This window comes from Vibrio chagasii, assembly GCA_041879415.1.
In the GTDB taxonomy this organism is placed as follows: domain Bacteria; phylum Pseudomonadota; class Gammaproteobacteria; order Enterobacterales; family Vibrionaceae; genus Vibrio.
The window spans coordinates 2,910,090-2,935,650 of sequence record CP090851.1 but is presented as its reverse complement, the minus strand read 5'-3'; the positions used below and the strand labels follow the sequence as shown (position 1 = coordinate 2,935,650).

The following is a 25,561-nucleotide window of genomic DNA, read 5'->3' as shown; positions in this document are numbered from 1 at the left end:
AAAAAAGGGAAGAGCACTAACGTGCTCTTCCCTTCTTCGTATTGAAAGCAGTGACAACTAGTCCGCTAAATACTTACCTTCTGCGACTTGCCAGAACGCTCGAATTAGAGGGTTATCTAGCTGTGCTCGCTTACAACATACGCCTAACTCAAATGGCTTTATTGGTTCTATCTTTAAGCGGCTTACTTTATCTCTTACAGGGCTGTTGTTTATGACTACATCGGGTGCGATACCAACCCCACACCCTAACGCTACCATACTTACAATTGCCTCATGGCCTGATACTTGAGCATAAATGTTGGGTTTAATCTTCATCTTCTTAAACCATGCATTGGCACGCTCACGAGCTGTACCCGCTTCAGGGATGATAAAAGGGACTTCATTCCAGTTTGGTTTGTCGGATTGCAGTTGTTGGCTAAAGCTACTGACACCAGATGGGATGATGACAGATAGTGGTATATCACTAATGGTTTCGAATTCTAACCTTGAAGGGAGGATATCTGGCTTCGCTGAAATCGCGATATCCGCTTCGTCATTTAATATTTTATCGATAGATTGAGCTGGATCGCCTGTAGAAAGCTTGAACTCGATATATGGATGAATAGCTCTGAACTCGGTAATTAGTTCAGGAAGATGGCTATAGCTTGCAGTCACGGAACAAAATATCCTGATCTCACCTTTTAACTCTTGCTCACCGCCTTTTAGGTGAAGGTTATATTGCTGCCACTCTCCAACAATACTCAATGCTACTGGCAATAGGTGTTTCCCTGCTGGAGTAAGGTCAACGCTTCGGTTGTCCCTAATAAGCAGTTCTTGGCCTGTTTCTTCCTCAAGCTTTTGTACCTGACGGCTCAGTGCTGAAGGGCTGACATGCATAGCCGCAGCAGTTTTGCTGAAACTCTTGCTATCACATAAATGTATAAATAATTGTAGAGATTTTATGTTCATGTTCTGTGATCGTTTCCATGTTGCATTTATTGCAATAACTAATTGTGAATATATCACTTTCAGCAACGGAGTGTCTGCTTTAGTATGAAGTCATTCGATAGAGAGATATCGACCTTACGGACTTATTTTTAAAGGAGTGCCTCAAATGGCTAACTATTTCAATACATTAAACCTTCGTGAACAACTAGACCAACTAGGTCGTTGCCGCTTCATGGATCGTGAAGAATTTGCGACAGAAGCTGAATACCTTGAAGGCAAGAAAATCGTAATTGTTGGTTGTGGTGCTCAAGGCCTTAACCAAGGTCTAAACATGCGTGATTCAGGCCTAAACGTGGCTTACGCTCTACGTCAGGCTGCGATTGACGAGCAACGTCAGTCTTATAAAAACGCAAAAGAGAATGGTTTTGAAGTAGACAGCTACGAGAAGCTAATTCCTGAAGCGGATCTAGTAATCAACCTAACTCCAGACAAACAACACACTAACGTAGTTGAAACCGTAATGCCTCTAATGAAAGAAGGCGCTGCACTAGGTTACTCACACGGCTTCAACGTAGTTGAAGAAGGTATGCAAATCCGTAAAGACCTAACGGTTGTAATGGTTGCACCTAAGTGTCCAGGTACTGAAGTACGTGAAGAATACAAACGTGGTTTCGGTGTACCAACACTAATCGCTGTTCACCCAGAGAATGACCCTAAGGGTGAAGGTTGGGACATCGCTAAAGCTTGGGCTGCTGGTACTGGTGGTCACCGTGCAGGTTGTCTAGAGTCTTCTTTCGTTGCTGAAGTTAAATCTGACCTTATGGGTGAGCAAACAATTCTTTGTGGCATGCTACAAGCGGGTTCTATCGTATCTTACGAGAAGATGGTTGCTGACGGTATCGACCCAAGCTATGCAGGTAAACTTCTACAATACGGTTGGGAAACCATCACTGAAGCGCTTAAGTTTGGTGGCGTAACACATATGATGGACCGTCTATCTAACCCAGCTAAAATCAAAGCATTTGAGCTTTCTGAAGAGCTAAAAGACCTAATGCGTCCGCTTTACAACAAGCACATGGATGACATCATTCAAGGCGAATTCTCTAGCACTATGATGGCTGACTGGGCAAACGACGATGCGAACCTACTAGGCTGGCGTGAAGAGACAGGCGAAACAGCATTCGAAAACTACCCTGCTTCTGATCTAGAAATCTCAGAGCAAGAGTACTTCGACAACGGTATCCTACTTGTTGCTATGGTTCGTGCGGGTGTTGAGCTAGCATTTGAAGCTATGACAGCATCTGGCATCATCGATGAGTCTGCATACTACGAGTCTCTACATGAGCTTCCACTGATCGCAAACACGGTTGCTCGTAAACGTCTATACGAAATGAACGTGGTAATCTCTGATACAGCTGAGTACGGTAACTACCTATTTGCTAACGTAGCAACACCACTACTACGTGAGAAGTTCATGCCTTCAGTATCAACAGACGTAATTGGTAAAGGCTTGGGTGAAACATCTAACCAAGTAGACAACGCTCGTCTAATTGAAGTAAACGAAGCTATCCGTAACCACCCAGTTGAGTACATCGGTGAAGAGCTACGTGCTTACATGAGCGACATGAAGCGCATCGCAGTAGGCGGTTAATTTCTTAACTCGATAGCATCGAAAAATTTAAAGAGCTCCAAAAACTGGAGTCATAAATAAAAACACAACATCTAATTAAAAGGCTTGGTCGCCGTTGACCAAGCCTTTTTGTTTATTTGGGAAACGGGCAACGCAATCTAGAGCCGATCTCTCAAAGTTCGAGTGCATAAAAAAGGGCTGACGTTTTCACGCCAGCCCTCTTATCTTTTCTTGTTTGAGTGCTTACTTGTCTGCAAGTTTAGCTTCTAGCTCTGCAAGCTTTTGTTCCATTTCAGTCAGCTTCTGACGAGTGCGTAGTAGTACTTGAGTCTGAACATCAAACTCTTCACGGCTTACAACATCTAGTTTGTTTAGCTGGCCTTGGATAACTTGGCGAACTTTCTGATCTACGTCTGAACCCAGTTCTTTAACTGGCTGAGGCATAGAGTCGTGGATCTGCTTAGCAATTTGCTCTAGTTTTTTTGGATCAAACATATCGATTAAAACTCCTGACTATTTATCACTATTCTATTTAATCACACTTGAGATGTCGCCTATCGCGTATAAAAAAAGGCCACCGAAGTAGCCTTTTTGATTGTTTTACGACTTAGCGATTACTTGTTGTCTGCTAATTCTCTGTGTGCTGCTTTTGCTTCATCGACGCGAGCTAGTTTTTCTAGATCTTTGTCTTCAACAAATACAGGAAGAGGTTTGTGTTTTTCAGCTAGGTAGCTGTAAATCACTGGCAGTACAAATAGCGTAAAGATAGTACCAATCGCCAGACCAGCAACGATTACGATACCGATACTAAAGCGCTGAGCTGCACCCGCACCACTTGCGTACATCAGTGGGATTAGACCCGCGATCATCGCAGCTGTTGTCATCAGGATTGGACGAAGACGAACCTTCGCAGCTTCCATTACCGCTTCAATACGAGTCTTGTGGTGATGCAACTGTTCTTCTTTTGCAACCTCACAGATCAAGATACCGTGCTTGGTAATCAGACCGACCAGCGTAATCAAACCTACTTGCGAGTAGATGTTCATCGTTGCCGCGCCCCAAGCTAGAGCTATTAGGGCACCACAGATCGCCAGTGGTACAGATACCATGATAACCAATGGATCTTTTAGAGATTCGAACTGAATCGCCAGTACCAAGAAGATGATTGCTAGCGCCAGACCAAAGGTTGCGTAAAGTGCGCTACCTTCTGTTACGTATTGACGAGCTTCACCCATGTAATCGTGGTTGTAGCCACTTGGTAGCTTGTTCGTTGCCGTATCTTCAAACCATGCAATCGCGTCACCCATCGCTGCGCCTGGAGCTGGTACTGCACCAATCGTTGCTGAGTTCAATTGGTTGAAGTGAGGAAGAGAGCGAGGCTCCGCCACAACATCAATCGTAATTAAACTGCCCAGCGGTACCGCTCTGCCATCTGCAGCACGAACGTAGTAGTTATTCATCGATTCAGGGTTCAAACGGAACTTACGCTCTACTTGAGGGATAACCTCATAAGAACGACCGTTTAAGTCGATACGGTTTACGTAGCCATCAGACATCATAGTACCAAGTGTGATACCGATATCTTGCATGGTCACACCGTATGCGCCTGCTTTGTCTTTATCGATGTGTACCTTCATCGTTGCTGAGTCATAGTTCAGATCAAGATCTGAGTAAACGAACAGCGGGTTCGATGCTACATCAGCCAAGATGTCAGTAGTGATTTGGAACAAGCTCTCAAAACTGTTTGGTGTTGTAATAACAAACTGAATTGGAAGACCTGAACCCGCACCTGGTAGTTCTGGCATTTGGAACGCCGTTACTGCCATACCTGGAACATCTTTAACTAGACCACCAACGCGGTTTGCTACATCTGATTGGCTTGCTTCACGCTCACTCCATGGAACCATAGATGCAATACCAAACGCTTGGTTTGCATTAGGCACACCAGTAAACACCTGTGCGTACGCCACTTCTGGCTGATCAGACAGAATCGTGTTTACGTCGTTCATGGTATTTTGCATGAAGTCTAAGTTCGCATTTGATGGTGCTGTACCCATCAGCATGATTACACCTTTATCTTCAGAAGGTGCTAACTCACTTGGGATAAACTTAAACAGCATCGGCAAGCTTGCAAATACGATAACCGCAAAGCCAATGAATACTGGGCGATGGTTCATTACCGCGCCAAGCATACGCTCGTAACGGTTAGTCATGCCATCCAGTACGCTATGTACCTTTTGTTCAAACTTGCTTGGCTCAGCGTGAGCTTTAAGCATTTTTGAACACATCATTGGCGACAGCGTTAATGCCACGATACCTGATACAAATACTGAACCGGCTAGGGTTAACGCAAACTCTTTAAATAGCGAGCCTGTGATACCACCCATCATCGCGATAGGAGCGTATACCGCACCTAGCGTTAGTGTCATTGCAATAACGGGTACCGCGATTTCACGAGTACCGATGATTGCAGCACGGAAAGGGGACTCCCCGAGTTTGATATGTCGGTCGACGTTCTCTAGTACTACGATCGCATCATCTACCACCAGGCCGATGGCCAGTACCATTGCCAGTAGCGTCATTAGGTTCCAAGAGAAGCCCATCGCCTGCATTACCATTGCCACACCAATCAAAGACAGTGGGATAGTAACGATAGGGATCAGTACCGCACGGAAAGAACCTAGGAACAAGGTAATTACAACCAGTACGATTAATGCTGCTTCAAGGATGGTTTTGATAACCTCTTGAATCGATTCATTAATCGCAATCGTTGAGTCATACATTACGTTCATTGAGATGTTACTTGGTAGGTTCTTCTCTAGCTGAGGAAGAAGCTCAAGTACATCGGCTGCAATGTTGATCGGGTTAGCACTTGGTGCCGCGTTAATCGCTGCAACAACCGCTTCCTGGCCGTTCGCACTTGCACGGTACACATCGTGGCTTTTCTCTAGAGAAACCTTAGCAATGTCAGATAGACGGATGATTTCGCCTTCACCGCTTCGTACTACAAGATTCTCTAGCTCTTCAACGTTAGATACTTGGGTATCAGCACTGCCGTTGTAGAGAACGAACTCACCCGTTGCCTGACCCGTTGCCGATTGGTAGTTGTTGGCATTCAGTACCGACATCACATCGCTAGCGGTTAGATCAACTGCCGCCATTTTTGACGGGTCTAGCCATACGCGTAGTGCGTATTTCATACCACCGTATAGGTCAACCTTCGATACACCGTTTACCGTAAATAGCTGCGGGTTGATTACTCGCTCTAGATAATCGGTAATTTGGCTCGACACCAACTCATCACTAGTAAAACCAATGTAGAGTACCGCTGTCGTTGAACCGGTCGACATGGTTACAGTTGGATCTTCCGCTTCTTTTGGAAGCTGAGATCGAACTGAGTTTGTCTTCGCTAATATGTCAGACAGCGCTGCATTCGGGTCGGTGTTCAACTTCATGTTAACGGTAATCGTAGAGCTACCGAGTACAGAAGATGAAGTCATATAATCGATGTTATCCGCTTGTGCCACAGCCTGTTCGAGGGGCTGGGTGATAAAGCCTTGGATAAGATCGGCACTTGCACCGTAGTAACTCGTGGTTACGGTTACGACGGTATTCGTCATTTCAGGGTATTCACGCACCTGCATTTTGAAAATTGCTTGTAAGCCAAGCAGCGCAATCAAAAAGCTGATGGATACCGCTAGAACTGGACGTTTAATAAAAACATCAGTAAAGCGCATTGTGCCTCCAGTTACAGCTTAGGTGTTTCTGATGGTGGTGTGATTGCATCACTTTCCACAACCTTAACTTTGGCACCGTTACTTAGACGTACTTGGCCAGAAGTCACAACGGTATCGCCTGCTTTAACACCCTCAAGGATGTGTGCAATATCAGCGGTACGCTCACCTACTTTTACTACTTGCTGAGAAACGCGTTTAACGCCGTCTTCTTCAGTTAGGATGTAAACATTGTCGCCGTATAGAGTGAAAGTAATCGCTGTTTGAGGCAGAGTTACTTGGTTCTCTAATTTAGGCAGAATGATGTTAGCGCGAGCGAACATGCCGCTACGAAGTTTGCCATCATTGTTTGGAATGTCTGCTTGAACTTGAATTAGACCACTTTGCACACTTACAGCTGGTTCAATAGCACTGATCGAGCCCTCAAATGGGATTTCAGGGTAAGCGTCAACGAAGATATCAACCGCTTGACCCACACTGATGCGAGAGATGTCAGTTTGAGAAACCGTGAAGCGTAGGCGCATTACACTTGTGTCTTCTAAACGAACGATATCAGTACCTGATTGTAGGTATTGGCCCAGGTAAACGTTACGGATACCAACAGTACCATCGAATGGTGCGCGAATTTCACGACGATCGATAGACGCTTTTAGACTTTCAATATCAGCTGAAAGAGAGAAGTAGTTAGCTTCTGCTTCATCGTAAGCTTCTTTAGAGATAGAGCCTTTCTTGAATAGACCTTGGTAACGCTTGTACTTAGCTTTTGCAGCAGGTAAGCGAGCTTCAGAACTCTTAAGGTTCGCTTTCTCTACGTCTGAATCAAGGCGAACAAGTAGTTGATCGCTCTTAACTTCAGTACCAGACTCAAAAGAAATTTGGTCGATTACACCGCTAGTTTCGTTTGCTAGCGTGACACCTTGGTTTGGTTCAATGAAGCCGATAGCTTCAATCACCGGAACCCAATCGATCGGCTGAACTTCAGTAACCGTTACTGGAAATTCTGGTTCAGGGCGGTTTGCCATGTACTCAGCAATTTTTTGTTGTTTGAACATGTTGAACCCAATAACGCTGCCGAAAAGCAGTACAGCGATGAGTAACATGAAGAAAGTCCACTTTTTCATTATGGTCAAAACTCCGATCTAGTGTTTAATTATTGCGTCCCAACTGGCTTCTATTGCAGCTTCTAATGCTGCCTCGTCGAGTTGGTAAAATCCTAAAGAATGCTTTCGCGCTAGAGAGACACTAGCCGCTAAGCTCAAGCCGCTTAATACTTCATTATGCAGCGGTTTAAACAATCCTTGCTCTTTACCCTCATTAAATAGCAGCTCAACTTGGGCAAACATTTTTCGTTCAAGTTCCCTGAAGTTTAGGCTATTTGTGATGGGTAGAGAGTCATACTGAACTCGATTTTTAATCGCAGCTAAGTTCGTTCCCGCTAAGTTCCATATGTTGAGCCACATGGTTCTGTAGCGTTGCTTTATTGGATCCGAATCATTAACTCCGTCTTGTACAGCATCTGCTACTCGTTGTGTTACGAGCACTCGAACGTCATCGATCAAGTGATCCTTATCATCAAAGTAGCGATAGATAGTGCCTGCAGCCACTCCCGCTTCTTTTGCTAGTTTTTGCATTGAGAGGCCTTGAAAACCGACCTCCGCAATTAGCTTCTCTGCTGCAGAAAGTATTTGTTGGCGTTTATCCTGAGGTGCATGAGTAGTCATATTTACATCACCGATGAATGAACGTTCATTCATTATAGCCTAAGAACCATACACATGTGCAACAAAGTTTTGCATAAATGACGTAAAATTCTTGTAGAAGAGAACGTAGCATTCGTGATGTTGCAGCATTATTATAGGCGCGCAACCAATTCGACCTTGTAAGAATAGATAGAGAATCAAATGAAACTGAACCCAAGACAAGATGAAGCCGTGAAGTATGTTTCAGGCCCCTGCTTAGTATTAGCGGGCGCTGGATCAGGCAAGACACGTGTTATCACCAATAAAATTGCTTATTTGGTTCAGGAGTGTGGCTACAAGGCGCGTAACATCGCGGCAGTAACCTTTACCAATAAAGCAGCGCGTGAGATGAAAGAGCGTGTAGGGCAAACCTTAGGTAAAGGCGAAGCGAAAGGACTTATCGTTTCGACGTTCCATACTATGGGTCTAACCATTATTCGTCGCGAGTACAAAGCGCTGGGCCTAAAAGCGGGCTTCTCTCTATTTGATGACCAAGACCAGTTAGCCCTATTAAAAGAGCTAACTGAAAGACAAATCGATGGCGATAAGGATTTACTGCGTGCATTGATGAGTGCGATTTCGAATTGGAAGAATGACATGCTGACGCCAGACCAGGCGAAAGCACGTGCGCAAGGTGAACAAGAGCAACTATTTGCGTTCTGCTTCGAGATGTATCAAAAACAGATGAAGGCCTACAACGCCCTCGACTTTGATGACTTGATCGCACTGCCAGTACAATTGCTTAAAACTAATCAAGAAGTGCGTGAACGTTGGCAATCGCGTATTCGCTACCTGCTTGTGGACGAATACCAAGATACCAACACCAGCCAGTATGAATTGGTTCGCCTACTGGTTGGAGAACGTGGTCGCTTGACGGTAGTAGGTGACGATGACCAATCTATTTACTCATGGCGTGGTGCGAAACCGCAAAACTTGGTGTTGCTGGGTGAAGACTATCCAAACCTTCGCTTAATTAAGCTGGAGCAAAACTACCGCTCAACCAGTCGAATCTTGCGTGCAGCGAACATCTTGATCGCCAACAACCCGCACGTGTATGAGAAGTCTCTATTCTCTGAGATCCCGGATGGCGAAAAGCTTAAGGTATTGAATGCCAAGAACGAGGAGCATGAGGCTGAGCGTATTACCGGTGAGATCATCGCACACAAGTTTTTGAACCGTACTGAGTATAAAGATTACGCGGTACTTTACCGTGGTAACCACCAATCACGCTTGATTGAAAAAGCGCTGATGCAGAACCGCGTGCCTTATAAGATCTCTGGCGGCACCTCGTTTTTCGCCAGAGCAGAGATTAAAGACATCATGGCTTACCTGCGTGTATTGGTGAACCCTGATGATGACAACGCCTTCCTACGTATTGTAAACACGCCTCGCCGTGAGATCGGTCCGGTGACGCTAGAGAAGTTAGGTAGCTACGCCAACATGCGTGGTAAGAGCTTGTTTGAGGCCAGCTTTGAGATGGGCTTAGAGCAAACCCTAACAGGCAGAGGCTTGGAGAACCTGCGTCGATTCACTGATTGGATCGTTCGTATCTCGGATAATGCAGAGCGTGGTAATACCGTAGATGCGGTTCGTGCTTTGGTACGTGATATTAACTACGAAGATTGGTTATACGAAACCTCAGCAAGCCCGAAAGCGGCAGAGATGCGTATGAAGAACGTGTCTGATCTCTACAGCTGGATTGTGGCTGACTTAGAAGGCGACAATTACGATAAAGAAGAGAAGTCGCTACGTGAGGTTGTGCAGCGCTTAACCCTGCGCGACATGATGGAACGAGGTGAAGATGATGACGATGCTGACCAAGTACAGTTAATGACACTACACGCATCGAAAGGCTTGGAGTTCCCATATGTGTATTTGATGGGAACAGAAGAGGGCATCTTGCCGCACCAAACCAGTGTTGATGAAGGTAACGTTGAGGAAGAGCGTCGCCTGATGTATGTGGGTATCACTCGAGCGCAGAAAGAGCTGACTTTTACTAAGTGTCGTGAACGTCGCCAGTTTGGTGAGTTAATTAAACCAACACAAAGTCGCTTTCTTGATGAATTACCACATGATGATGTGGAATGGGAAAGCGTGAAGAAGCCACAGTCCGCTGAAGAGCGAATGGAGAAAGGGCAGGCGCATATTGCCAATATTCGAGCGATGTTCAATAAGAAGTAATGTTCTGCTTTATATAGCACTATATAGAAGACAATAAAAAAGGTGACCTGATGGTCACCTTTTTTGAATTTGGCATTTTTAACTATAGCTCGGCAAATTACAGACCAGCAATCATGTGCTCGATAGCATCTTTGATTTCATCGTCTGAACAGTCCATACATGAACCTTTTGCTGGCATCGCGTTGAAGCCGTTGATTGCGTGGTCAGCTAGAACATCGCGACCTTGAGCAATACGAGGACCCCAGTCACCAGCATCACCTGTTTTAGGTGCGCCACTTACGCCAGATGCGTGACAAGCGATACAAAAGGTACCATAAACTGTTGCGCCATCACGAGGACCTGTTGGTTCAGCGGCTACTGGCTCACTGCCGACTAGGTATACTTGACCAACTGGTTTGATGCGCTCAGCAATTGCATCTTGCTCTGCTTCACTTAGGCCTGAAGCCATTGCACCAGTTGAGAAGGTTAAAACTGCGATGACAACGCTTAAAATTCGACGAGACATATCCATTAAACTCACTTTACATTCCCAAGGTAAGTACATGCTTACCAAATTATAGTGTTGGAGGGGTGTTTTGGCTTTAACCAGTAAAGAGCAACTGTTAAACCAATGTAAATAATGGGTGATTATATCCCGATAAGTTGTTGCAATAAACAACAACTTATAAGCTGTGGCGGGTTGTAGTACTCAAATAAGGGGTTTATCACATATTAACTGTCGAAAAAGAGACCAAACAGAAAAAAAAGTTAAAAAAGTACTAGACGGCATTGGGTGATATACGTATTATTCCACTCCGCCGACAGGGCATGCGCCTGTAGCTCAGCTGGATAGAGCGTTGGCCTCCGGAGCCAAAGGCCGAAGGTTCGAATCCTTTCAGGCGCGCCATCCGGTCACTTACTTCGGTAAGCGAGAAATTGGCAGAAAAAGAAATTATGGTGGCTATAGCTCAGTTGGTAGAGCCCTGGATTGTGATTCCGGTGGTCGCGAGTTCGAATCTCGTTAGCCACCCCATTCTTTCTTTACAAATTATCGGTAGCTTCGGCTTCCAGTGTTGATTCACTATCCCAAGAATCGATACAAAACTAGTCGGTGAATAGCGCAGCTTGGTAGCGCATCTGGTTTGGGACCAGAGGGTCGGGGGTTCGAATCCCTCTTCACCGACCACTATTTCAATAATCGCTCGTTAAGCGGTTATACAAAAAAATTAGTGGTGGCTATAGCTCAGTTGGTAGAGCCCTGGATTGTGATTCCGGTGGTCGCGAGTTCGAATCTCGTTAGCCACCCCATTAATTTTGTCGGTGAATAGCGCAGCTTGGTAGCGCATCTGGTTTGGGACCAGAGGGTCGGGGGTTCGAATCCCTCTTCACCGACCACTATAAGAAAGCCTCGTCAGAAATGACGGGGCTTTTTTTCGTTTAGGATTTAGAGCATTTGTGACCAGAAGGCTGTTGGCTTGAGAGCTAACCCGATCGAACCCACTATAAATAGCCTTAACTAGCCGTCCGTGCCATAAATACGGTACAAGAAAAATAGCCTCTTCGAAGTGTTGCGCGTTTAGTGTGAATACCTCTTCTTCCTCAGCCTATCTACGAGTCCGCTTCTTCTCCACACAAAACCACAATTCATTAAACCGGTCGATCTATATCTAATTTTATATAATTTAATAGCTAATAAATTCGACAGGTTGATAAGTTTGGTCTAGAGACTTTTACGAAAAATGAAACCTAACCCCAAAACTGTCGATTAATGGCTGTATTTAGCATTTTTCCCTCTCCCAAATCGTCGAAAATTCCAACTAATTTATCCATCTGCTTGTTTTGTTATCTTACATTTGTCTAATCTATATTAGTGGTTGTAAATATGGCTCATGCAACTCTATTTAGTTGTTTTGTTTGATATAAATAGATAAATTAGATTATGTTTCTATAGTGTTAATTGTTTTTTGGAATAATTATTTGTTTTTAGTGGTTGGTAGTGAGATCTGCTTTTAACCATGGCTTTAGCTCTACAAGTAAGTTGTGGTAAGGGTTTTGTGAGTATTTATTACCACTAGTATGATGCTGTTTTTTCTTACTATATGCTTTTGTGGTGAATAGTTATGTGGTGGTTTTGCTTGTTAAGCGTTTAATGTCGACTTTTTATCCTATTTTTGTTGCTTTTCTGTGAATTATTTGCCAAATTGTCAGCCGTATAAAATATCAGAACAATATTCTGGTAAGAATGGATTCAATTTTGCAGACAGGGCAGAAAGCTGCCAAAGCAGTAGAGGTCTGGTAATGTCACTTTTAGAAGTAAAAAATCTTCGTATCGAATACCCATCTCGTCATGGAGTTCACGCCGCAGTTAAATCGCTTTCGTTCAATATTGAACGTGGTGAGATTGTTGGTGTTGTAGGCGAATCTGGTGCTGGTAAGTCAACGGTAGGTAACGCGGTTATCGATCTGTTGAGCCCTCCTGGTCGCATTGCTAGCGGCGAGGTATTTCTGGATGGCGAAAAAGTCTCTGGCTTATCTCCTGAACAGATGCGTTCTGTTCGCGGCTCAAAGATTGGTTTTATCTTCCAAGATCCAATGACGTCTCTTAACCCTCTATTCACCGTAGAACAGCAGTTAAAAGAAACGATCCACGCCAACATGAAGGTTTCTGATCAAGAAGCCTATGAGCGCTCCCTCGACTTGATGAATCAAGTTGGTATCCCACAGCCAGAAAACCGCTTAAAACAGTATCCTCACCAATTCTCTGGCGGTATGCGTCAGCGTGTGGTTATTGCGATTGCATTGGCTGGTGAGCCTGACCTTATCATCGCAGATGAACCAACCACCGCACTTGATGTGTCTATCCAAGATCAAATCTTAGGTTTGATTCGCGATCTATGTATTAAGAAAAACGTAGGTTGTATGTTGGTAACGCACGACATGGGCGTGGTATCTAACGTAACCGATCGCGTAGCCGTAATGTATCGTGGTGACTTGGTTGAGTTTGGCCCAACAGCCAAAGTGCTTGGTACGCCAGAACACCCATACACACACAGCTTGATCTCTGCGGTTCCGCGTTCAGACCGCAAACTCGACCGTTTCCCACTTGTGAGCTACATCGAAGAAGCACACGAGATGGAACCTCTTGATGTGAAAAATCACTGGTTAGGTCAAAGCCAAGACCACCGTGATTACACTGGCCCGCTATTAAATGTAGAAAACGTAAACCTGCGTTTCACCACTAAAGATTCATTCTTTGAGAGCCGTCGTGAGTACGTTCAGGCGTCAAACAATGTGAGCTTTGAAGTACATGAAGGCGAGACGTTTGGTTTGGTGGGTGAATCAGGCTCAGGTAAATCAACGATTGCTCGTGTAATTGCTGGTTTATACGCGCCAAACTCGGGCAAGGTAACGTTTGAAGGCGTTGATCTGACTGGCTTGAAATCTGAAAAAGAGCGTCGCCCAATGCGTCGCCAAATGCAGATGGTTTTCCAAAACCCTTACACATCAATGAACCCTCGAATGAAGATATTCGACATCATTGCTGAACCTATTCGATTCCATAAGCTTACTCGCAACGAAAGCGAAACTCGTCAGATCGTTAATGACCTGCTAGAGCACGTTGGTTTAGGCAAAATGGCTGGGGTGAAGTACCCACACGAATTCTCAGGTGGTCAACGTCAGCGTATTTCTATCGCTCGCGCTTTGGCGACTCGCCCACGTCTTTTGATTTGTGATGAACCAACATCGGCACTGGATGTGTCGGTACAGGCTCAGATTCTTAACCTACTTAAAGACTTACAAGACGAGCTAAACCTAACCATGCTGTTCATCAGTCACGATTTACCGGTTATTCGCCAAATGTGTGATCGTGTTGGTGTGATGCAGATGGGGACACTATTGGAAGTTGCGCCTACAGAGCAGCTGTTCCAATCACCTCAGCATGAATACAGCAAACAACTGATTTCTTTAATGCCTGAATTTACAGGTTTAAGAGAAGAAAAAGCAGTGGCACAAGCCGCGGTATAAAAATCAGCAGGCTGGAGTTTAGCTTGCTAACAACAATAAACAGACGCAAATACAACAACTAGGGATCTGGATTCCCGCATGAAGGAGTTATGCAATGAAAACCATGAAAAGCAAATTAGCAGTAGCTTTGATGGCAGCTGGCCTAAGCTTTAGTGCAGCAGCAGCAGATATTACCGTTGGCTACGCAGCTGACCCAGTATCACTTGACCCGCACGAGCAGCTGTCTGGTGGCACACTGCAAATGTCTCACATGGTGTTTGACCCTCTAGTACGTTTCACTCAAGAGATGGATTTCGAAGGCCGCCTAGCATCTAGCTGGGAGCGTGTCGATGAAACGACTTTCCGTTTCAACCTACGCAAAGGTGTGAAATTCCACTCTGGTAACGAACTGACTGCTGATGATGTTGTGTGGACTTTTGAACGTCTACAAGCTTCTCCAGACTTTAAGTCAATCTTCACGCCATACGAAAAAATGGTAAAAGTGGATGACTACACAGTTGAGCTAGTATCAAAAGCGGCTTACCCACTAGTACTACAAACAGCAACTTACATCTTCCCAATGGACAGCAAGTTCTACTCTGGTAAGACAGCGGAAGGTAAAGACAAGTCTGAGCTAGTTAAGCACGGTAACTCGTTCGCTTCGACTAACGTTTCAGGTACTGGTCCTTTCATCGTAACGCAGCGTGAGCAAGGCGTTAAGGTAACGTTCGAACGTTTCAACGATTACTGGGACACAGAGTCTGAAGGTAACGTAGACAAGCTAACACTTGTGCCAATCAAAGAAGACGCAACACGTGTTGCTGCACTTCTTTCTGGTGACGTAGATATGATTCACCCTGTAGCACCAAACGATCACAAGCGTGTTAAGAACGCTAAGAACATCGATCTAGTAACGCTACCAGGTACTCGTATCATCACGTTCCAAATGAACCAAAACAGCAACGAAGCTCTTAAAGATGTTCGCGTTCGTCAAGCGATTGTTCACGCAATCAACAACGAAGGCATCGTTAAGAAGATCATGAAAGGCTTCGCAACAGCTGCTGGTCAGCAAAGCCCAACAGGCTACGCGGGTCACAACGAAGAGCTAGTTCCTCGTTACGATCTTAAGAAAGCGAAAGAGCTGATGAAAGAAGCGGGTTACGAAGATGGCTTTACGCTAACTATGATGGCACCAAATAACCGTTACGTGAACGATGCGAAAGTAGCGCAAGCGTCTGCGGCAATGCTATCTAAGATTGGTATCAAAGTAGATCTTAAGACTATGCCTAAAGCACAGTACTGGCCTGAGTTTGACCTATGTTCTGCTGACATGATGATGATCGGCTGGCACTCAGATACTGAAGATTCAGCGAACTTCAACGAGTTCCTAACAATGACTCGTAACGAAGAGACTGGTCGTGGTCAATACAACTGTTCTGGTTACGCAAACCCAGAAATGGATGCGATTGTAGAAGCTTCTAACACTGAAACTGACCCAGTTAAGCGTTCTAAGATGCTGAAAGGCGTTGAAGCAACTCTATACAACGACGCTGCATTCGTACCTCTACACTGGCAAAGTGAAGCGTGGGGCGCGAAGTCTAACGTTGGTGCTGCAGATATCGTAAACCCAATGGTTATGCCTTACTTCGGCGACCTAGTTGTAAAATAATCTAGCTTGCTAGAATCGAGAGCCTGAAGCTTTCAGGCTCTCAAATTATTAAGAAATAGATTTAAGTTTAGGTATTTGGTCTTCCTTCAGTCTGGCTAAATACCTTTTTTAAGACTGAATTATTGTTATCTAGTCGCGGATTTCGATTAGATAGTCATGGATAGATAAGGGGCAAGGAATGGTTACGTTTCTGGTCAAGCGCCTGTTTCAGGCACTGATAGTGATGTTTGTGATCAGTTTGGTGGCGTTTGCCATTCAGGATAACCTGGGCGACCCGTTGCGTGAGTTAGTCGGTCAATCTGTGTCAGAATCGGAGCGTCAAGCGCTGCGTGATGAACTCGGCTTAAATGATCCCTTCATTACAAAATACACTCGCTTTGTAGGCGCTGCTCTACAAGGTGATCTTGGTACTTCATATTTCTTTAAACGCCCAGCTGTGGACGTAATCTTAGATAAGCTGGTGGCGACGCTTGAACTTGTGTTTGGCGCTTCTCTGATCATCGTTTGTCTGTCGATTCCACTTGGCGTTTATTCAGCAATACACCCAAAAAGTTTCTTCACTAAGTTGGTGATGGCGGGCAGCAGTATCGGTATCTCTGTGCCTGTTTTCTTAACGGCAATCATGCTGATGTACGTCTTCTCAATTGAACTTGGCTGGCTACCGTCGTTTGGCCGTGGTGAAACGGCAAACTGGTTTGGCTGGGAGTCTGGTTTCCTAACGCTAGATGGCCTTGCACACTTAGTTCTGCCAAGTATTGCGCTTGCATCTATCATGCTACCGCTTTTCATCCGTCTGGTTCGTTCAGAGATGCTCGAAGTTCTTAGCTCTGAGTACATCAAGTTTGGTAAAGCTAAAGGTCTGGAACTGAACAAGATTTACTACCAGCACGCTCTGAAAAACACAATGCTACCTGTACTAACGGTAGGTGGTGTTCAGATTGGTACTATGGTGGCTTACACAATTCTTACTGAAACCGTTTTCCAGTGGCCGGGCACCGGCTTCCTATTCCTTGAAGCGATTAACCGAGTGGATACACCACTGATTACCGCATACGTTATCTTCGTTGGTCTTATCTTCGTAGTAACGAACACCATTGTTGACCTGCTATACGGCATCATTAACCCAACAGTGAACATCACAGGGAAAGGAGCATAATCATGGAACAAACAACAGCAGCTCCATCTCGTTGGGAGCGATTTAAGCAGTCAGACATTCTGTACTACTTCTTGCGTGACAAAGTGGCAATGTTCAGCTTTGCTGTTTTCACTGCTTTCTTGGTAATGGCATTAGCGGCACCTATTCTAGCGCCAACAGACCCGTATGACGTGACGTCTATCGACATCATGGATTCTGAGCTACCACCGTCTTGGATGGAAGATGGTGAAGAGCGCTTCCTACTGGGTACCGATGAGCAGGGTCGTGACATTCTATCGACCATGCTTTACGGCTCTCGCTTATCACTGACGATTGGTTTCCTAGCCGTTGGTCTACAGCTGACTCTAGGTATCATCATTGGTCTATCTGCGGGTTACTTCGGTGGTCGTATCGATAGCTTCTTGATGCGTTTTGCTGATGTTCAGCTTTCGTTCTCAACCATGATGGTTGCGATCATTGTCTCGGCTATCTTTAAGGCGAGTTTTGGCAGTGACTTCTACGCGCAATATGCGGTTGTGATGCTGGTGGTGATCATCGGTATTGCCGAATGGCCACAGTATGCTCGTACGATTCGTGCATCGGTATTGGCTGAGAAGAAGAAAGAGTATGTAGAAGCAGCACGCGTGATGGGCTTCAGAGCACCGCGTATCATGTTCCGTCATATTCTACCAAACTGTTTATCGCCAATTTTGGTTATCTCTACGGTACAGGTGGCAAATGCCATCATGTCAGAAGCGGCACTTTCTTTCCTAGGTTTGGGCCTACCGGTAGACCAACCGTCACTGGGCGCACTGATCAGTACTGGTTTTAACTACATTTTCTCTGGTGCGTGGTGGATAACAGCCTTTCCTGGTGTCGTATTGGTGACGCTAGTACTGGTGATCAACCTACTGGGTGACTGGTTACGTGACGTGTTTAACCCTAAAATTTATAAAGGGTGATAGCTTGGTTTGATTTTTAGTAAAAAAAATCACTAAACTAAGAGCCGTAAGCAATTACGGCTCTTTTTTTGCTTAATGGATCTTGAACTAAGTATCATTGATAGTGTCAATAATACTTAAAATGGAATTCATGTTTTATCGACATTGATTCGGTAACAATTAACCCGTAAGGGTTTAAGTGGTGGTTATGAAATTGACAATGAATGATGTATGTCGCGCTGTGATTAGAAATTATCGTATGGGGCTTATTGCTGCATCCCTCTTGGTATCGAGCCAAGTTAATGCAGAATCGGTTTTATGTGATGCTACTCAGGCAAGTACTAATCAATTACCACAGCTAGAGCAATCATGTCCGATCGGTAAGGGTGTTTGGGGGAATAAAGCGCCTAAGCGTCATTCAGATAATGAGCTGTTTTGGGTTCAATGTGGCCTGCTGAACAAGCCTTTGTCACTGAGCCAAGCAAAACCTCTCTACGGCAAAATTTCGACCAACGTATGGATGAAACCTGAGGGTGGCGACTATCGTTGTTTGATTGGTCCTTACTCTACATTTTCAGATGCAAGAAAAGATCTAGCTCAGGTTCGTAAGGTGCCAGGTTATGGCGAAGCGTTTATTCGTATGGTTGATAAGTCGAAGACCTCATCACAACCTATCGTGGCAAAAGCGGCCGAGCCTAAAGCAGCAAAACCTGCACCGGTTAAGGCTCCTGTAAAACCTGCAACTAAGCCAGCGGCAGCAGTTACCAGTGCGGCTGCCATTCAGGCATTGCCAAGTAGTGGCAAAAATTCAGATAACGATCTAGAGATTGAAGTTCGCGTGACGGCAAATGTTGCCGGTAGCCAATATGCGATCCCTTACTTGCTAGACCATGAGCAGCAGTTCTACATGGAGCAAGGTAAGCCTTGGAGTCGTTTGGATTATGGCAGCGCAGAGTTGGTATGTAACAAGATCAACATGAAACTGATGACTGAAAAACAATGGCAGAGCATTCTTGGCTCAAAAGTGATGGAAAACCAGAATTGGCCAATGCACCTACCTTATTGGGGAGCGGATAAGAAAGGCCTGTTCACCAATGGTAACGTAAACCAACTAAAAGGCTCTTCACTACTTAACGTGATGTGTGTGAAGTAACTCGTCGGATTGAAACCTTACTTAAGCCTCAGCGATTGCTGGGGCTTTGTTGTTTTTAGACCTTGTAATTCAGAGGCTAGGACACGTTGTTAAGCGACATATAGATAGCCGATGGCAGACACCTTCAAATGAATTTGATCAAAAAGCATTAAAAATTGCTCAAATAGTGCAGTTGATGCGTAGAAAACCATAACTCAACAACAAGGTGATTGAGATTATGAGTTTGAAAAAACGATTAGAAGATGTGGCTCCTAGCTTCGAAGCTGGGGGGAAGTACGAAAAGCTCTACCCAGTGTATGAGGCATTTGCGACCATATTTTACACGCCAGGGAATGTGAACCGAGGGATAACCCATGTCCGAGACAGTATTGACCTAAAACGGATTATGATTCTGGTGTGGTTAGCCACTTTTCCCGCGATGTTTTGGGGTATGTACAACGTAGGTCATCAATCCGTGATGGGGTTAACGGCTACCTATTCCGGTGCCGAACTGGCTTCTATCATAGACAGCAGCTGGCGCTTATCGTGGGCGTTTGGTGATGCACCGTCGTTAGTAGCAAGCGGCTGGGGAAGCCAAATGTTCTTGGGGGCGCTCTACTTCTTACCTGTTTATGCCACAGTATTTGTGGTCGGGGGCTTCTGGGAAGTTTTATTTGCCGTTGTAAGAAAACACGAGGTGAATGAAGGCTTTTTTGTAAGCTCAGTACTGTTCGCACTTATTCTTCCGCCAACTATCCCATTATGGCAAGCAGCCTTGGGCATAACCTTTGGTATTGTCGTTGCCAAAGAGTTGTTCGGTGGTACAGGGCGAAACTTCCTCAATCCTGCATTAGCGGGTCGAGCGTTCCTCTACTTTGCCTATCCCGCTAACATGTCCGGTGGCTTAGTATGGGTTGCCGCTGACGGCTACTCAGGAGCGACACCGCTCAGCCAATGGTATGAAGGTGGTGGCTCGTCGCTGATCAATAACATGACAGGTGAGGCAATCACTTGGATGGATGCCTTTATCGGTAATATTCCGGGATCGATGGGTGAAGTGTCTTCACTGCTCATTATGTTGACTGGTGTGATTCTGATTGTCATGAAGATAGCGTCTTGGCGCATTGTGGCTGGTGTGATTGTTGGTCTTGTGGCGACGTCGAGTTTACTGAACTGGATTGGATCAGACACTAACTCAATGTTTTCGATGCCGTTCTACTGGCACTTTGTATTAGGTGGCGTCGCGTTTGGTACCTTCTTTATGGCGACTGACCCAGTATCTGCAGCGTTCACCAACAACAGTAAATGGGCTTACGGGATTCTGATAGGCGTGATGACTGTCGGTATTCGAGTACTCAACCCCGCCTATCCAGAGGGCATCATGCTCGCTATCTTGTTCGCGAATCTGTTTGCTCCGCTATTTGATTTCATGGTGAAAGAACAGAATATTAAGCGTAGGCAAAAACGCATGGTGCGTTAAGCCACTAAAGAAAAAGGCTTGCCGATGTGCAAGCCTTTCTATTGATAAAGAAACATAAAAGCCATTCAACTCCACTTCAAATCAATCTCGAATGGTTGTGTATTGCCACAGTGTTCGCCACACATTTCATCGTAAGCGCTGTTATGTATCAGCGTTGCTGACGATACACCTTGATCACTAAAGTGGTCACGCGCTTGATTGACACTTAAAAACTTCATCGGGTGCTGGTGGTCGTCTTTAATTAACCGTTTTTGCTCGCCAACGACTTGGTAAGCTAAATAAATCCCGCCTTCAAATGATTCAATTAGTAGGTTCATCACAAACTCCATTATTGTTCTAGATAGGTCTTTGTTTTGGTATCTACGTTAATAGTTGTTTGAAGGTTCATGTGGCTTAAAAATGAAAAAACCAGAAGCAAGGCTTCTGGTTTCTGATTAGGTCATCAAACTAACTCAGTGACTAGTTGATTTTCTGCATGATGCTAACACGACCGTTGGTATTGCCTTGGTTATCCATCTTACGACGGATAAGTAGGCCTTCATCCCAGTTGGTGCCAGCAGGTTGGTATTCCCACTTAACGAAGTATTCATCGCTTGGGTCACAAGACGAGCCAGCAACGTAATTACCGTTCTCTGGGTCGCAGAAGCGAACTACAGTGTTCAGTTCTGTTAGTGTCGCTTTAGAAGCTCGATCTGTTTGACCAAACCACCAGTAATCGATAGCGCCTAACTCCGCGTAAGTTGCATCAAACTGCCCCATATCTTCTGGCGAAGATTGACCGCCGTTTTCGCTGCCACATTCAGAACCTGATGTCGTTACTTTTGTCGCGCCGAATACCATAGTACTCACTGCAACTTCGCCATTGTCACAGTACTCTTTAGTTTCCCATGTACCAGTGAAATCTACGTAACGTTCAGAGTCTGTTGTCGGGATTTCGTAGTAGTAAGCAACACGCTTTGTTTTTCTGTCTACTGAACAGTTTGCAGAACTACAATCGGTATTATCTTGTAACTCTTCTTTTTCAGTGATTTCAGTATAGATCTTAGTTACGGGATCGTATGAGCCAGAAATATTTTGGTTTACCCATGAATGACCACCATCGCCGCTATCGTTGAACTTTTCATCTGCGGTAAAGTGATTGAGTTCATTAATAGTTGTTGCTGAGAATGGAAGGAAATTGCCTACAGTTGTCCAGTCCATAGATTCATCGGAATCTTCAGCACCATCAGGATCAACGAGCAAGTATTTAAATTTGCCTTCCAAAGCGTAATGAGAGACAGGGGTACCACTACATGTGTTTGGGGATGTAAATGTGTTGTTAGGGTCACCAGCTAAACAGTTGAGGTAATCCTGAGCAAAACCTTCTGTTAGCTGAGCATCATTAGACCCCTTTAGAGCAGTTAAGTTGGCGGTGTTTACTTGGTAGTCCATTTGAACCATGCCACGTGTGGCTTCAAATAAGTCGTTTGGTAGAGTTTTATCAGCATGGACAAAGATAAAATTGCCGTCTAGGCGTTCTTGGGTTACGTCAATGTATCGAACAAATTTTCCATTTTTCTCTGCAAATGGGTTTGCTGATCCATCACCGCGTTCCATTGATCCAAATGCAGATTGCATGTGTGTTAGAGCGTCGCTTTCTGAAGCGATATTTGCAGCTTCTACACCAACAGTTTCTAGGAAGTCCGTTACACTTGTAGTGTCGTCTAGGCTTAGATCTTTCATCTTCGCTAACGTAGCAGCATCAGGTTCGCGCAGCATATCTGGAATTGTCAGAATTTCATCTGAAGTGTTACCAAACTGGTTATCAAGAGACTGAAGTAAAATTGCTAGGTTAAGTGCACGAGCGTATTTACCCGCCGCTTCAAATGGAGTCAGTACATCACGGTTTGATGCAGCACCTACTTTTAAGCCGTTTTCACCGCCAATGAAGAAGGTAACTGTGTCGCTAGTTTTAGCGGTAAATTCGCCATCACTGTTCGTAACACCGTTTAAGCCAGAGCTAGTGTTGTAGTAGATACCTTCTACAGCCGCGTCGATAAATTTGTTGGTTGTTGATGGTTCTTCAGGCGTTGTAATACCTGAATTAGAACTGTCGCTACCACAACCTGTTAAAGCCACTGCAATCGCCGCTGCGAGAATACTCACTTTTTTCATTACTCGTACATCCCTTATGTAGTTGAGTTATTTTTGTTGTTATGTGTGTGATTTTATAGCGGCGCGATTGTAGTGAGATCTTCATTCCAAGTTAAGTAGGTAAAATACTGTTCGGTTAACAAGTATTCGAACCATACGGTAAAAAACGCAAAAAGCCGACAGATGTCGGCTTTTTTATAATATTTCTTTGACTTACAAAGGGTTAACGCATAGTTTCAAACTACTAACACAGGTTGGCTCTGTAAAAAATCTGGAAAGTTCTATGTGATAAGGTTTGGTGACCTTTTCCAGAAAAGTAGAGAAATATCTCCACTTTTCCTAAAATACTGAGCTGTAGTATACCACTTTCCAGAGTTTTATCTATTTGGCCTTAAGTCTAGCTGATCAATGCCTTCTAACGTTTGGACAACTTTTTCAACTTGTTCGCTATCAAAATCATCACGATCAGCTTCTTCATGCGTCCCTTTGTTAAGGTAAGTCCAAACTAAGTTATTTTCGGGAATGCCCAGAATATGCGTATAAGCTGTGATGAGAGGAGCTTTGTTTGGATGTTCGAATGTTCTGGCGTCTCTTAGGTTTTTGCATATGGCATTGCACAGATCTCTTAAAGAAGGCTCAGCTCCTGCGCCAACAATCATCAGCTTTAGTACACCATGACCATGACTTCCAAGCCATCTCCATACTTTTTCCGATATCATTTCTAAAGCTTGTCTTGACGCAGATAGAGCATCTCTATCATTTAAAACATCTTTTGCAGCTCTAGCCTTGGCAATGTAATTAGCGCTTGGGATATTACCTACAACTCTCGGCTGGTAGTTTCCATTGTGATGGCGGAGCACATAAACCTTACAGTCATTTCGTTTTTGGACGGGCAAGTGTTGTTGGATATCTTTAATAAACTCATTGCTATGGCAAGTAACAATCAATTGATGCTCTTCAAAATTATCACTTTCAAATATTGTTTCTCGAATCCCGCCTCTATGATCGTGATCTATTGCATTGATAGCATCATCAAACACAATTACAGGGCATCCTATGCTTTTGGCTTTCGCTAGCAAAATTGCTAGCCCTAAACAGCGGATATGTCCTTCACTAAGGACATGTAGAGCATCGACACTGTTCTCTAGATTACCTTTAAAACAAATTTCAATCTTTCCATTTCCGTCTATTGGGAGGTGTAATGCTGCAAGCTTATCTTCCTCACGATCACTACGATTAAAAGAGTTGTATAACTCCATAGTAGCTTCATTTAGTCCTTCCATTAACTGAGCTGGAAGCTCTGACCTGTACACCTTAAGTGCCTCAAGGAATTGGTCATAACAAGTTTTGTATGGGCGATCTCTTTCAATATTGGCTTTTTCTTGCTCAGCAAGAGCGATCAATTCAGCATTTGCTTCATCAAACTCTTCAATACGCCGTTTCGCGGCCTGTAATTCGTTTAAGAGTTGTTGTCGCTTAAGGTCTTGTGCTTGAACGCGAAGCTGATACTGGATTAATGTTTGGCGTTCCTCAATGTGTATTTGACGTTGTTGTTCAGCTAGCTGTGACTGTTCATCCTGCTGAGATATTAGTCCTACAATGCTATATAGTTGGCTTAGAAGGCTGTTATTTAGTCTGGCCTCCTCTGTTTTTGGGTAGATATCTAGCCACCATATATCTGTTGGTTCATCAGGAAGTTGTTCTAAATACTGCTTAAGTGGGGCAAAATCTTTACTTTCGCCGTTAAGGAATGAATGGATAGTTTTTAGTGTATTACGAAGCGTTCTAGAGGCTCGCTCTAGCGCAATTTGCTTTTCCTGCTTTTGCTCTTGCAGAACTGTCAACTCCCTTAATTGTTCTAGCCCACTAGTCGCTTTTTCAAATGGGTTTTCTCGTACACTTGATTCTCCTGTTAAAGGTGTATTGCAAGCAGGACATCGGTCACCAGTTATTTCTTGAAGCTCTAGAATAGAATTGTAGAGAGCTTTATAAGAAACTTGGTCGCTCATTGTGTGGAGGGCGGTCGTGATTTCATTAAGGCTATCACTTAGGGTCTGGACGCTATCTAGTGTTTCACTGATTTTTGGGAGTGTTAGTCCAATTTGCGCAGGAGGAATAGTTTCAATTAGTTGATTCAGTTCATGTATGCGACTAGGTTTTTCGTCTGAGCCAATCAGTAGCTTTAAAGATTCGTATGTAGTCTCATCACTATAGGTAAGTGCTAGTGCCTGTTCTTCATTTGTTAGGTTAGCAAGTGAAGCTGCCTCATTTGCAACAAGTGCTTGGTCAGCAGTAAGAGTAGCTTTACGAGCGGTGAGAGTCGTTTGGTGTTCATTGGTGAGTACGAGCTGCCCATCAATACTCTCGTTGAAATGGCTTACAAAATCGCTGAATTGATCCATTCCGAATAGAGTGGCTATCAACTCCGCACGCTGTCCGTTGGGGCGTGCTGCCATTCTAGAGAATGAGTCGATGCGATTTCTTTCAACAAAACAGAATCGGTAACTTTCAGGATTAGAAACGACGTTTACTTCCTCACCCTCATGATTGATGGCAGTTAGTTGCGGCACCTCGAATCTATTTTCAATGACATTCTTTAAATATGTATTTGCAGCAATACGTTTACTACCAGCCTCTTCCACTTCACCCAGTAAAGCATACTCAAGTCCTTCACAAAGGCTGGTTTTTCCACTTCCATTTGGGCCATAGAAAAGGGTTATCTGCTTCGATAAATCAAATGGTTCTGGAGTACGAAAACCTCGAAATGGCCCAAGTGTTAAATTATTTAATTTAGCCCATGACCATTCACTTTTTTCGTTCTCAAGGGTGATTACTGGTTCATTATCTTCAGCCGCTTCAAGTGCGCCGCGCATTAG

17 protein-coding genes and 5 tRNA genes are annotated in these 25,561 nt (G+C 44.4%); 13 read left to right on the top strand and 9 right to left on the bottom strand.

Annotation, left to right across the window (positions count from 1 at the left end):
• Positions 1-57: 57 nt before the first annotated feature.
• Positions 58-948, bottom strand: a complete 891-nt coding sequence (gene ilvY, locus L0991_13165) for an HTH-type transcriptional activator IlvY (GenBank protein ID XGB62318.1) — start codon at positions 946-948, stop codon at positions 58-60.
• A 145-nt stretch (positions 949-1,093) separates the two neighbouring features.
• Between ilvY and ilvC the strand changes: the two genes are divergently transcribed.
• Entirely contained in the window at positions 1,094-2,578 is a 1,485-nt protein-coding gene (gene ilvC / locus L0991_13160) for a ketol-acid reductoisomerase (protein XGB62317.1), read from the top strand.
• Between the two features lie 222 nt (positions 2,579-2,800).
• On the opposite strand, the gene L0991_13155 is transcribed toward ilvC, so the two are convergent.
• The 4 genes from L0991_13155 to L0991_13140 form a co-directional block, all read right to left on the bottom strand.
• The gene (locus L0991_13155) at positions 2,801-3,052 is read right to left on the bottom strand and encodes an accessory factor UbiK family protein (protein ID XGB62316.1); all 252 of its coding nucleotides are present in this window, start codon (positions 3,050-3,052) and stop codon (positions 2,801-2,803) included.
• Positions 3,053-3,171: 119 nt separating this feature from the next.
• Positions 3,172-6,294 carry a multidrug efflux RND transporter permease subunit gene (locus L0991_13150; protein ID XGB62315.1) on the bottom strand — a complete coding sequence of 1,041 codons (3,123 nt, stop codon included), beginning with the start codon at positions 6,292-6,294 and terminating at the stop codon, positions 3,172-3,174.
• Between the two features lie 11 nt (positions 6,295-6,305).
• Positions 6,306-7,412 carry an efflux RND transporter periplasmic adaptor subunit gene (locus tag L0991_13145; GenBank protein ID XGB62314.1) on the bottom strand — a complete coding sequence of 369 codons (1,107 nt, stop codon included), beginning with the start codon at positions 7,410-7,412 and terminating at the stop codon, positions 6,306-6,308.
• 18 nt (positions 7,413-7,430) lie between these two features.
• A complete protein-coding gene (locus tag L0991_13140; GenBank protein ID XGB63903.1) occupies positions 7,431-8,012 on the bottom strand; it encodes a TetR/AcrR family transcriptional regulator in 582 nt (193 codons plus the stop codon).
• 180 nt (positions 8,013-8,192) lie between these two features.
• On the opposite strand from L0991_13140, the gene rep reads away from it, so the two are divergent.
• Entirely contained in the window at positions 8,193-10,211 is a 2,019-nt protein-coding gene (rep, locus tag L0991_13135; protein XGB62313.1) for a DNA helicase Rep, read from the top strand.
• A gap of 97 nt (positions 10,212-10,308) precedes the next feature.
• Here rep and L0991_13130 read toward each other — a convergent pair whose 3' ends face one another.
• The gene (locus L0991_13130; protein ID XGB62312.1) at positions 10,309-10,722 is read right to left on the bottom strand and encodes a cytochrome c5 family protein; all 414 of its coding nucleotides are present in this window, start codon (positions 10,720-10,722) and stop codon (positions 10,309-10,311) included.
• 298 nt (positions 10,723-11,020) lie between these two features.
• Here L0991_13130 and L0991_13125 point away from each other — a divergent pair.
• The 11 genes from L0991_13125 (at position 11,021) to L0991_13075 (ending at position 20,552) form a co-directional block, all read left to right on the top strand.
• Positions 11,021-11,097, top strand: a tRNA-Arg gene (locus L0991_13125).
• 50 nt (positions 11,098-11,147) lie between these two features.
• Positions 11,148-11,223, top strand: a tRNA-His gene (locus tag L0991_13120).
• A 76-nt stretch (positions 11,224-11,299) separates the two neighbouring features.
• A tRNA-Pro gene (locus tag L0991_13115) sits at positions 11,300-11,376 on the top strand.
• Between the two features lie 46 nt (positions 11,377-11,422).
• Positions 11,423-11,498 (top strand) — tRNA-His (locus L0991_13110).
• Positions 11,499-11,508: 10 nt separating this feature from the next.
• Positions 11,509-11,585, top strand: a tRNA-Pro gene (locus L0991_13105).
• A gap of 903 nt (positions 11,586-12,488) precedes the next feature.
• Positions 12,489-14,216 carry an ABC transporter ATP-binding protein gene (locus L0991_13100; GenBank protein ID XGB62311.1) on the top strand — a complete coding sequence of 576 codons (1,728 nt, stop codon included), beginning with the start codon at positions 12,489-12,491 and terminating at the stop codon, positions 14,214-14,216.
• A 94-nt stretch (positions 14,217-14,310) separates the two neighbouring features.
• The gene (locus L0991_13095; protein XGB62310.1) at positions 14,311-15,864 is read left to right on the top strand and encodes an ABC transporter substrate-binding protein; all 1,554 of its coding nucleotides are present in this window, start codon (positions 14,311-14,313) and stop codon (positions 15,862-15,864) included.
• Positions 15,865-16,042: 178 nt separating this feature from the next.
• Entirely contained in the window at positions 16,043-17,020 is a 978-nt protein-coding gene (locus tag L0991_13090) for an ABC transporter permease (protein XGB62309.1), read from the top strand.
• Between the two features lie 2 nt (positions 17,021-17,022).
• On the top strand, positions 17,023-17,961 hold the full coding sequence (locus L0991_13085) for an ABC transporter permease (protein XGB62308.1): 939 nt from the start codon (positions 17,023-17,025) through the stop codon (positions 17,959-17,961).
• 187 nt (positions 17,962-18,148) lie between these two features.
• On the top strand, positions 18,149-19,093 hold the full coding sequence (locus tag L0991_13080; GenBank protein XGB62307.1) for an SPOR domain-containing protein: 945 nt from the start codon (positions 18,149-18,151) through the stop codon (positions 19,091-19,093).
• Between the two features lie 217 nt (positions 19,094-19,310).
• The gene (locus L0991_13075) at positions 19,311-20,552 is read left to right on the top strand and encodes an NADH:ubiquinone reductase (Na(+)-transporting) subunit B (protein XGB62306.1); all 1,242 of its coding nucleotides are present in this window, start codon (positions 19,311-19,313) and stop codon (positions 20,550-20,552) included.
• A 65-nt stretch (positions 20,553-20,617) separates the two neighbouring features.
• On the opposite strand, the gene L0991_13070 is transcribed toward L0991_13075, so the two are convergent.
• From L0991_13070 to L0991_13060, 3 genes are all read right to left on the bottom strand, one after another.
• On the bottom strand, positions 20,618-20,869 hold the full coding sequence (locus tag L0991_13070) for a DUF6482 family protein (GenBank protein ID XGB62305.1): 252 nt from the start codon (positions 20,867-20,869) through the stop codon (positions 20,618-20,620).
• Positions 20,870-21,011: 142 nt separating this feature from the next.
• Positions 21,012-22,706, bottom strand: coding sequence for a hypothetical protein (locus L0991_13065; protein ID XGB62304.1), 1,695 nt, complete (start codon positions 22,704-22,706; stop codon positions 21,012-21,014).
• Between the two features lie 356 nt (positions 22,707-23,062).
• Positions 23,063-25,558, bottom strand: coding sequence for an AAA family ATPase (locus tag L0991_13060; protein XGB62303.1), 2,496 nt, complete (start codon positions 25,556-25,558; stop codon positions 23,063-23,065).
• Between the last annotated feature and the right edge of the window lie 3 nt (positions 25,559-25,561).

What these genes read in the sequence shown, in the direction of transcription:
- ilvY (XGB62318.1), bottom strand. Translation starts at nt 948, where the DNA reads ATGAACATAAAATCTCTACAATTATTTATACATTTATGTGATAGCAAG.
- ilvC (XGB62317.1), top strand. Translation starts at nt 1,094, where the DNA reads ATGGCTAACTATTTCAATACATTAAACCTTCGTGAACAACTAGACCAA.
- L0991_13155 (XGB62316.1), bottom strand. Translation starts at nt 3,052, where the DNA reads ATGTTTGATCCAAAAAAACTAGAGCAAATTGCTAAGCAGATCCACGAC.
- L0991_13150 (XGB62315.1), bottom strand. Translation starts at nt 6,294, where the DNA reads ATGCGCTTTACTGATGTTTTTATTAAACGTCCAGTTCTAGCGGTATCC.
- L0991_13145 (XGB62314.1), bottom strand. Translation starts at nt 7,412, where the DNA reads ATGAAAAAGTGGACTTTCTTCATGTTACTCATCGCTGTACTGCTTTTC.
- L0991_13140 (XGB63903.1), bottom strand. Translation starts at nt 8,012, where the DNA reads ATGACTACTCATGCACCTCAGGATAAACGCCAACAAATACTTTCTGCA.
- rep (XGB62313.1), top strand. Translation starts at nt 8,193, where the DNA reads ATGAAACTGAACCCAAGACAAGATGAAGCCGTGAAGTATGTTTCAGGC.
- L0991_13130 (XGB62312.1), bottom strand. Translation starts at nt 10,722, where the DNA reads ATGGATATGTCTCGTCGAATTTTAAGCGTTGTCATCGCAGTTTTAACC.
- L0991_13100 (XGB62311.1), top strand. Translation starts at nt 12,489, where the DNA reads ATGTCACTTTTAGAAGTAAAAAATCTTCGTATCGAATACCCATCTCGT.
- L0991_13095 (XGB62310.1), top strand. Translation starts at nt 14,311, where the DNA reads ATGAAAACCATGAAAAGCAAATTAGCAGTAGCTTTGATGGCAGCTGGC.
- L0991_13090 (XGB62309.1), top strand. Translation starts at nt 16,043, where the DNA reads ATGGTTACGTTTCTGGTCAAGCGCCTGTTTCAGGCACTGATAGTGATG.
- L0991_13085 (XGB62308.1), top strand. Translation starts at nt 17,023, where the DNA reads ATGGAACAAACAACAGCAGCTCCATCTCGTTGGGAGCGATTTAAGCAG.
- L0991_13080 (XGB62307.1), top strand. Translation starts at nt 18,149, where the DNA reads ATGAAATTGACAATGAATGATGTATGTCGCGCTGTGATTAGAAATTAT.
- L0991_13075 (XGB62306.1), top strand. Translation starts at nt 19,311, where the DNA reads ATGAGTTTGAAAAAACGATTAGAAGATGTGGCTCCTAGCTTCGAAGCT.
- L0991_13070 (XGB62305.1), bottom strand. Translation starts at nt 20,869, where the DNA reads ATGAACCTACTAATTGAATCATTTGAAGGCGGGATTTATTTAGCTTAC.
- L0991_13065 (XGB62304.1), bottom strand. Translation starts at nt 22,706, where the DNA reads ATGAAAAAAGTGAGTATTCTCGCAGCGGCGATTGCAGTGGCTTTAACA.
- L0991_13060 (XGB62303.1), bottom strand. Translation starts at nt 25,558, where the DNA reads ATGCGCGGCGCACTTGAAGCGGCTGAAGATAATGAACCAGTAATCACC.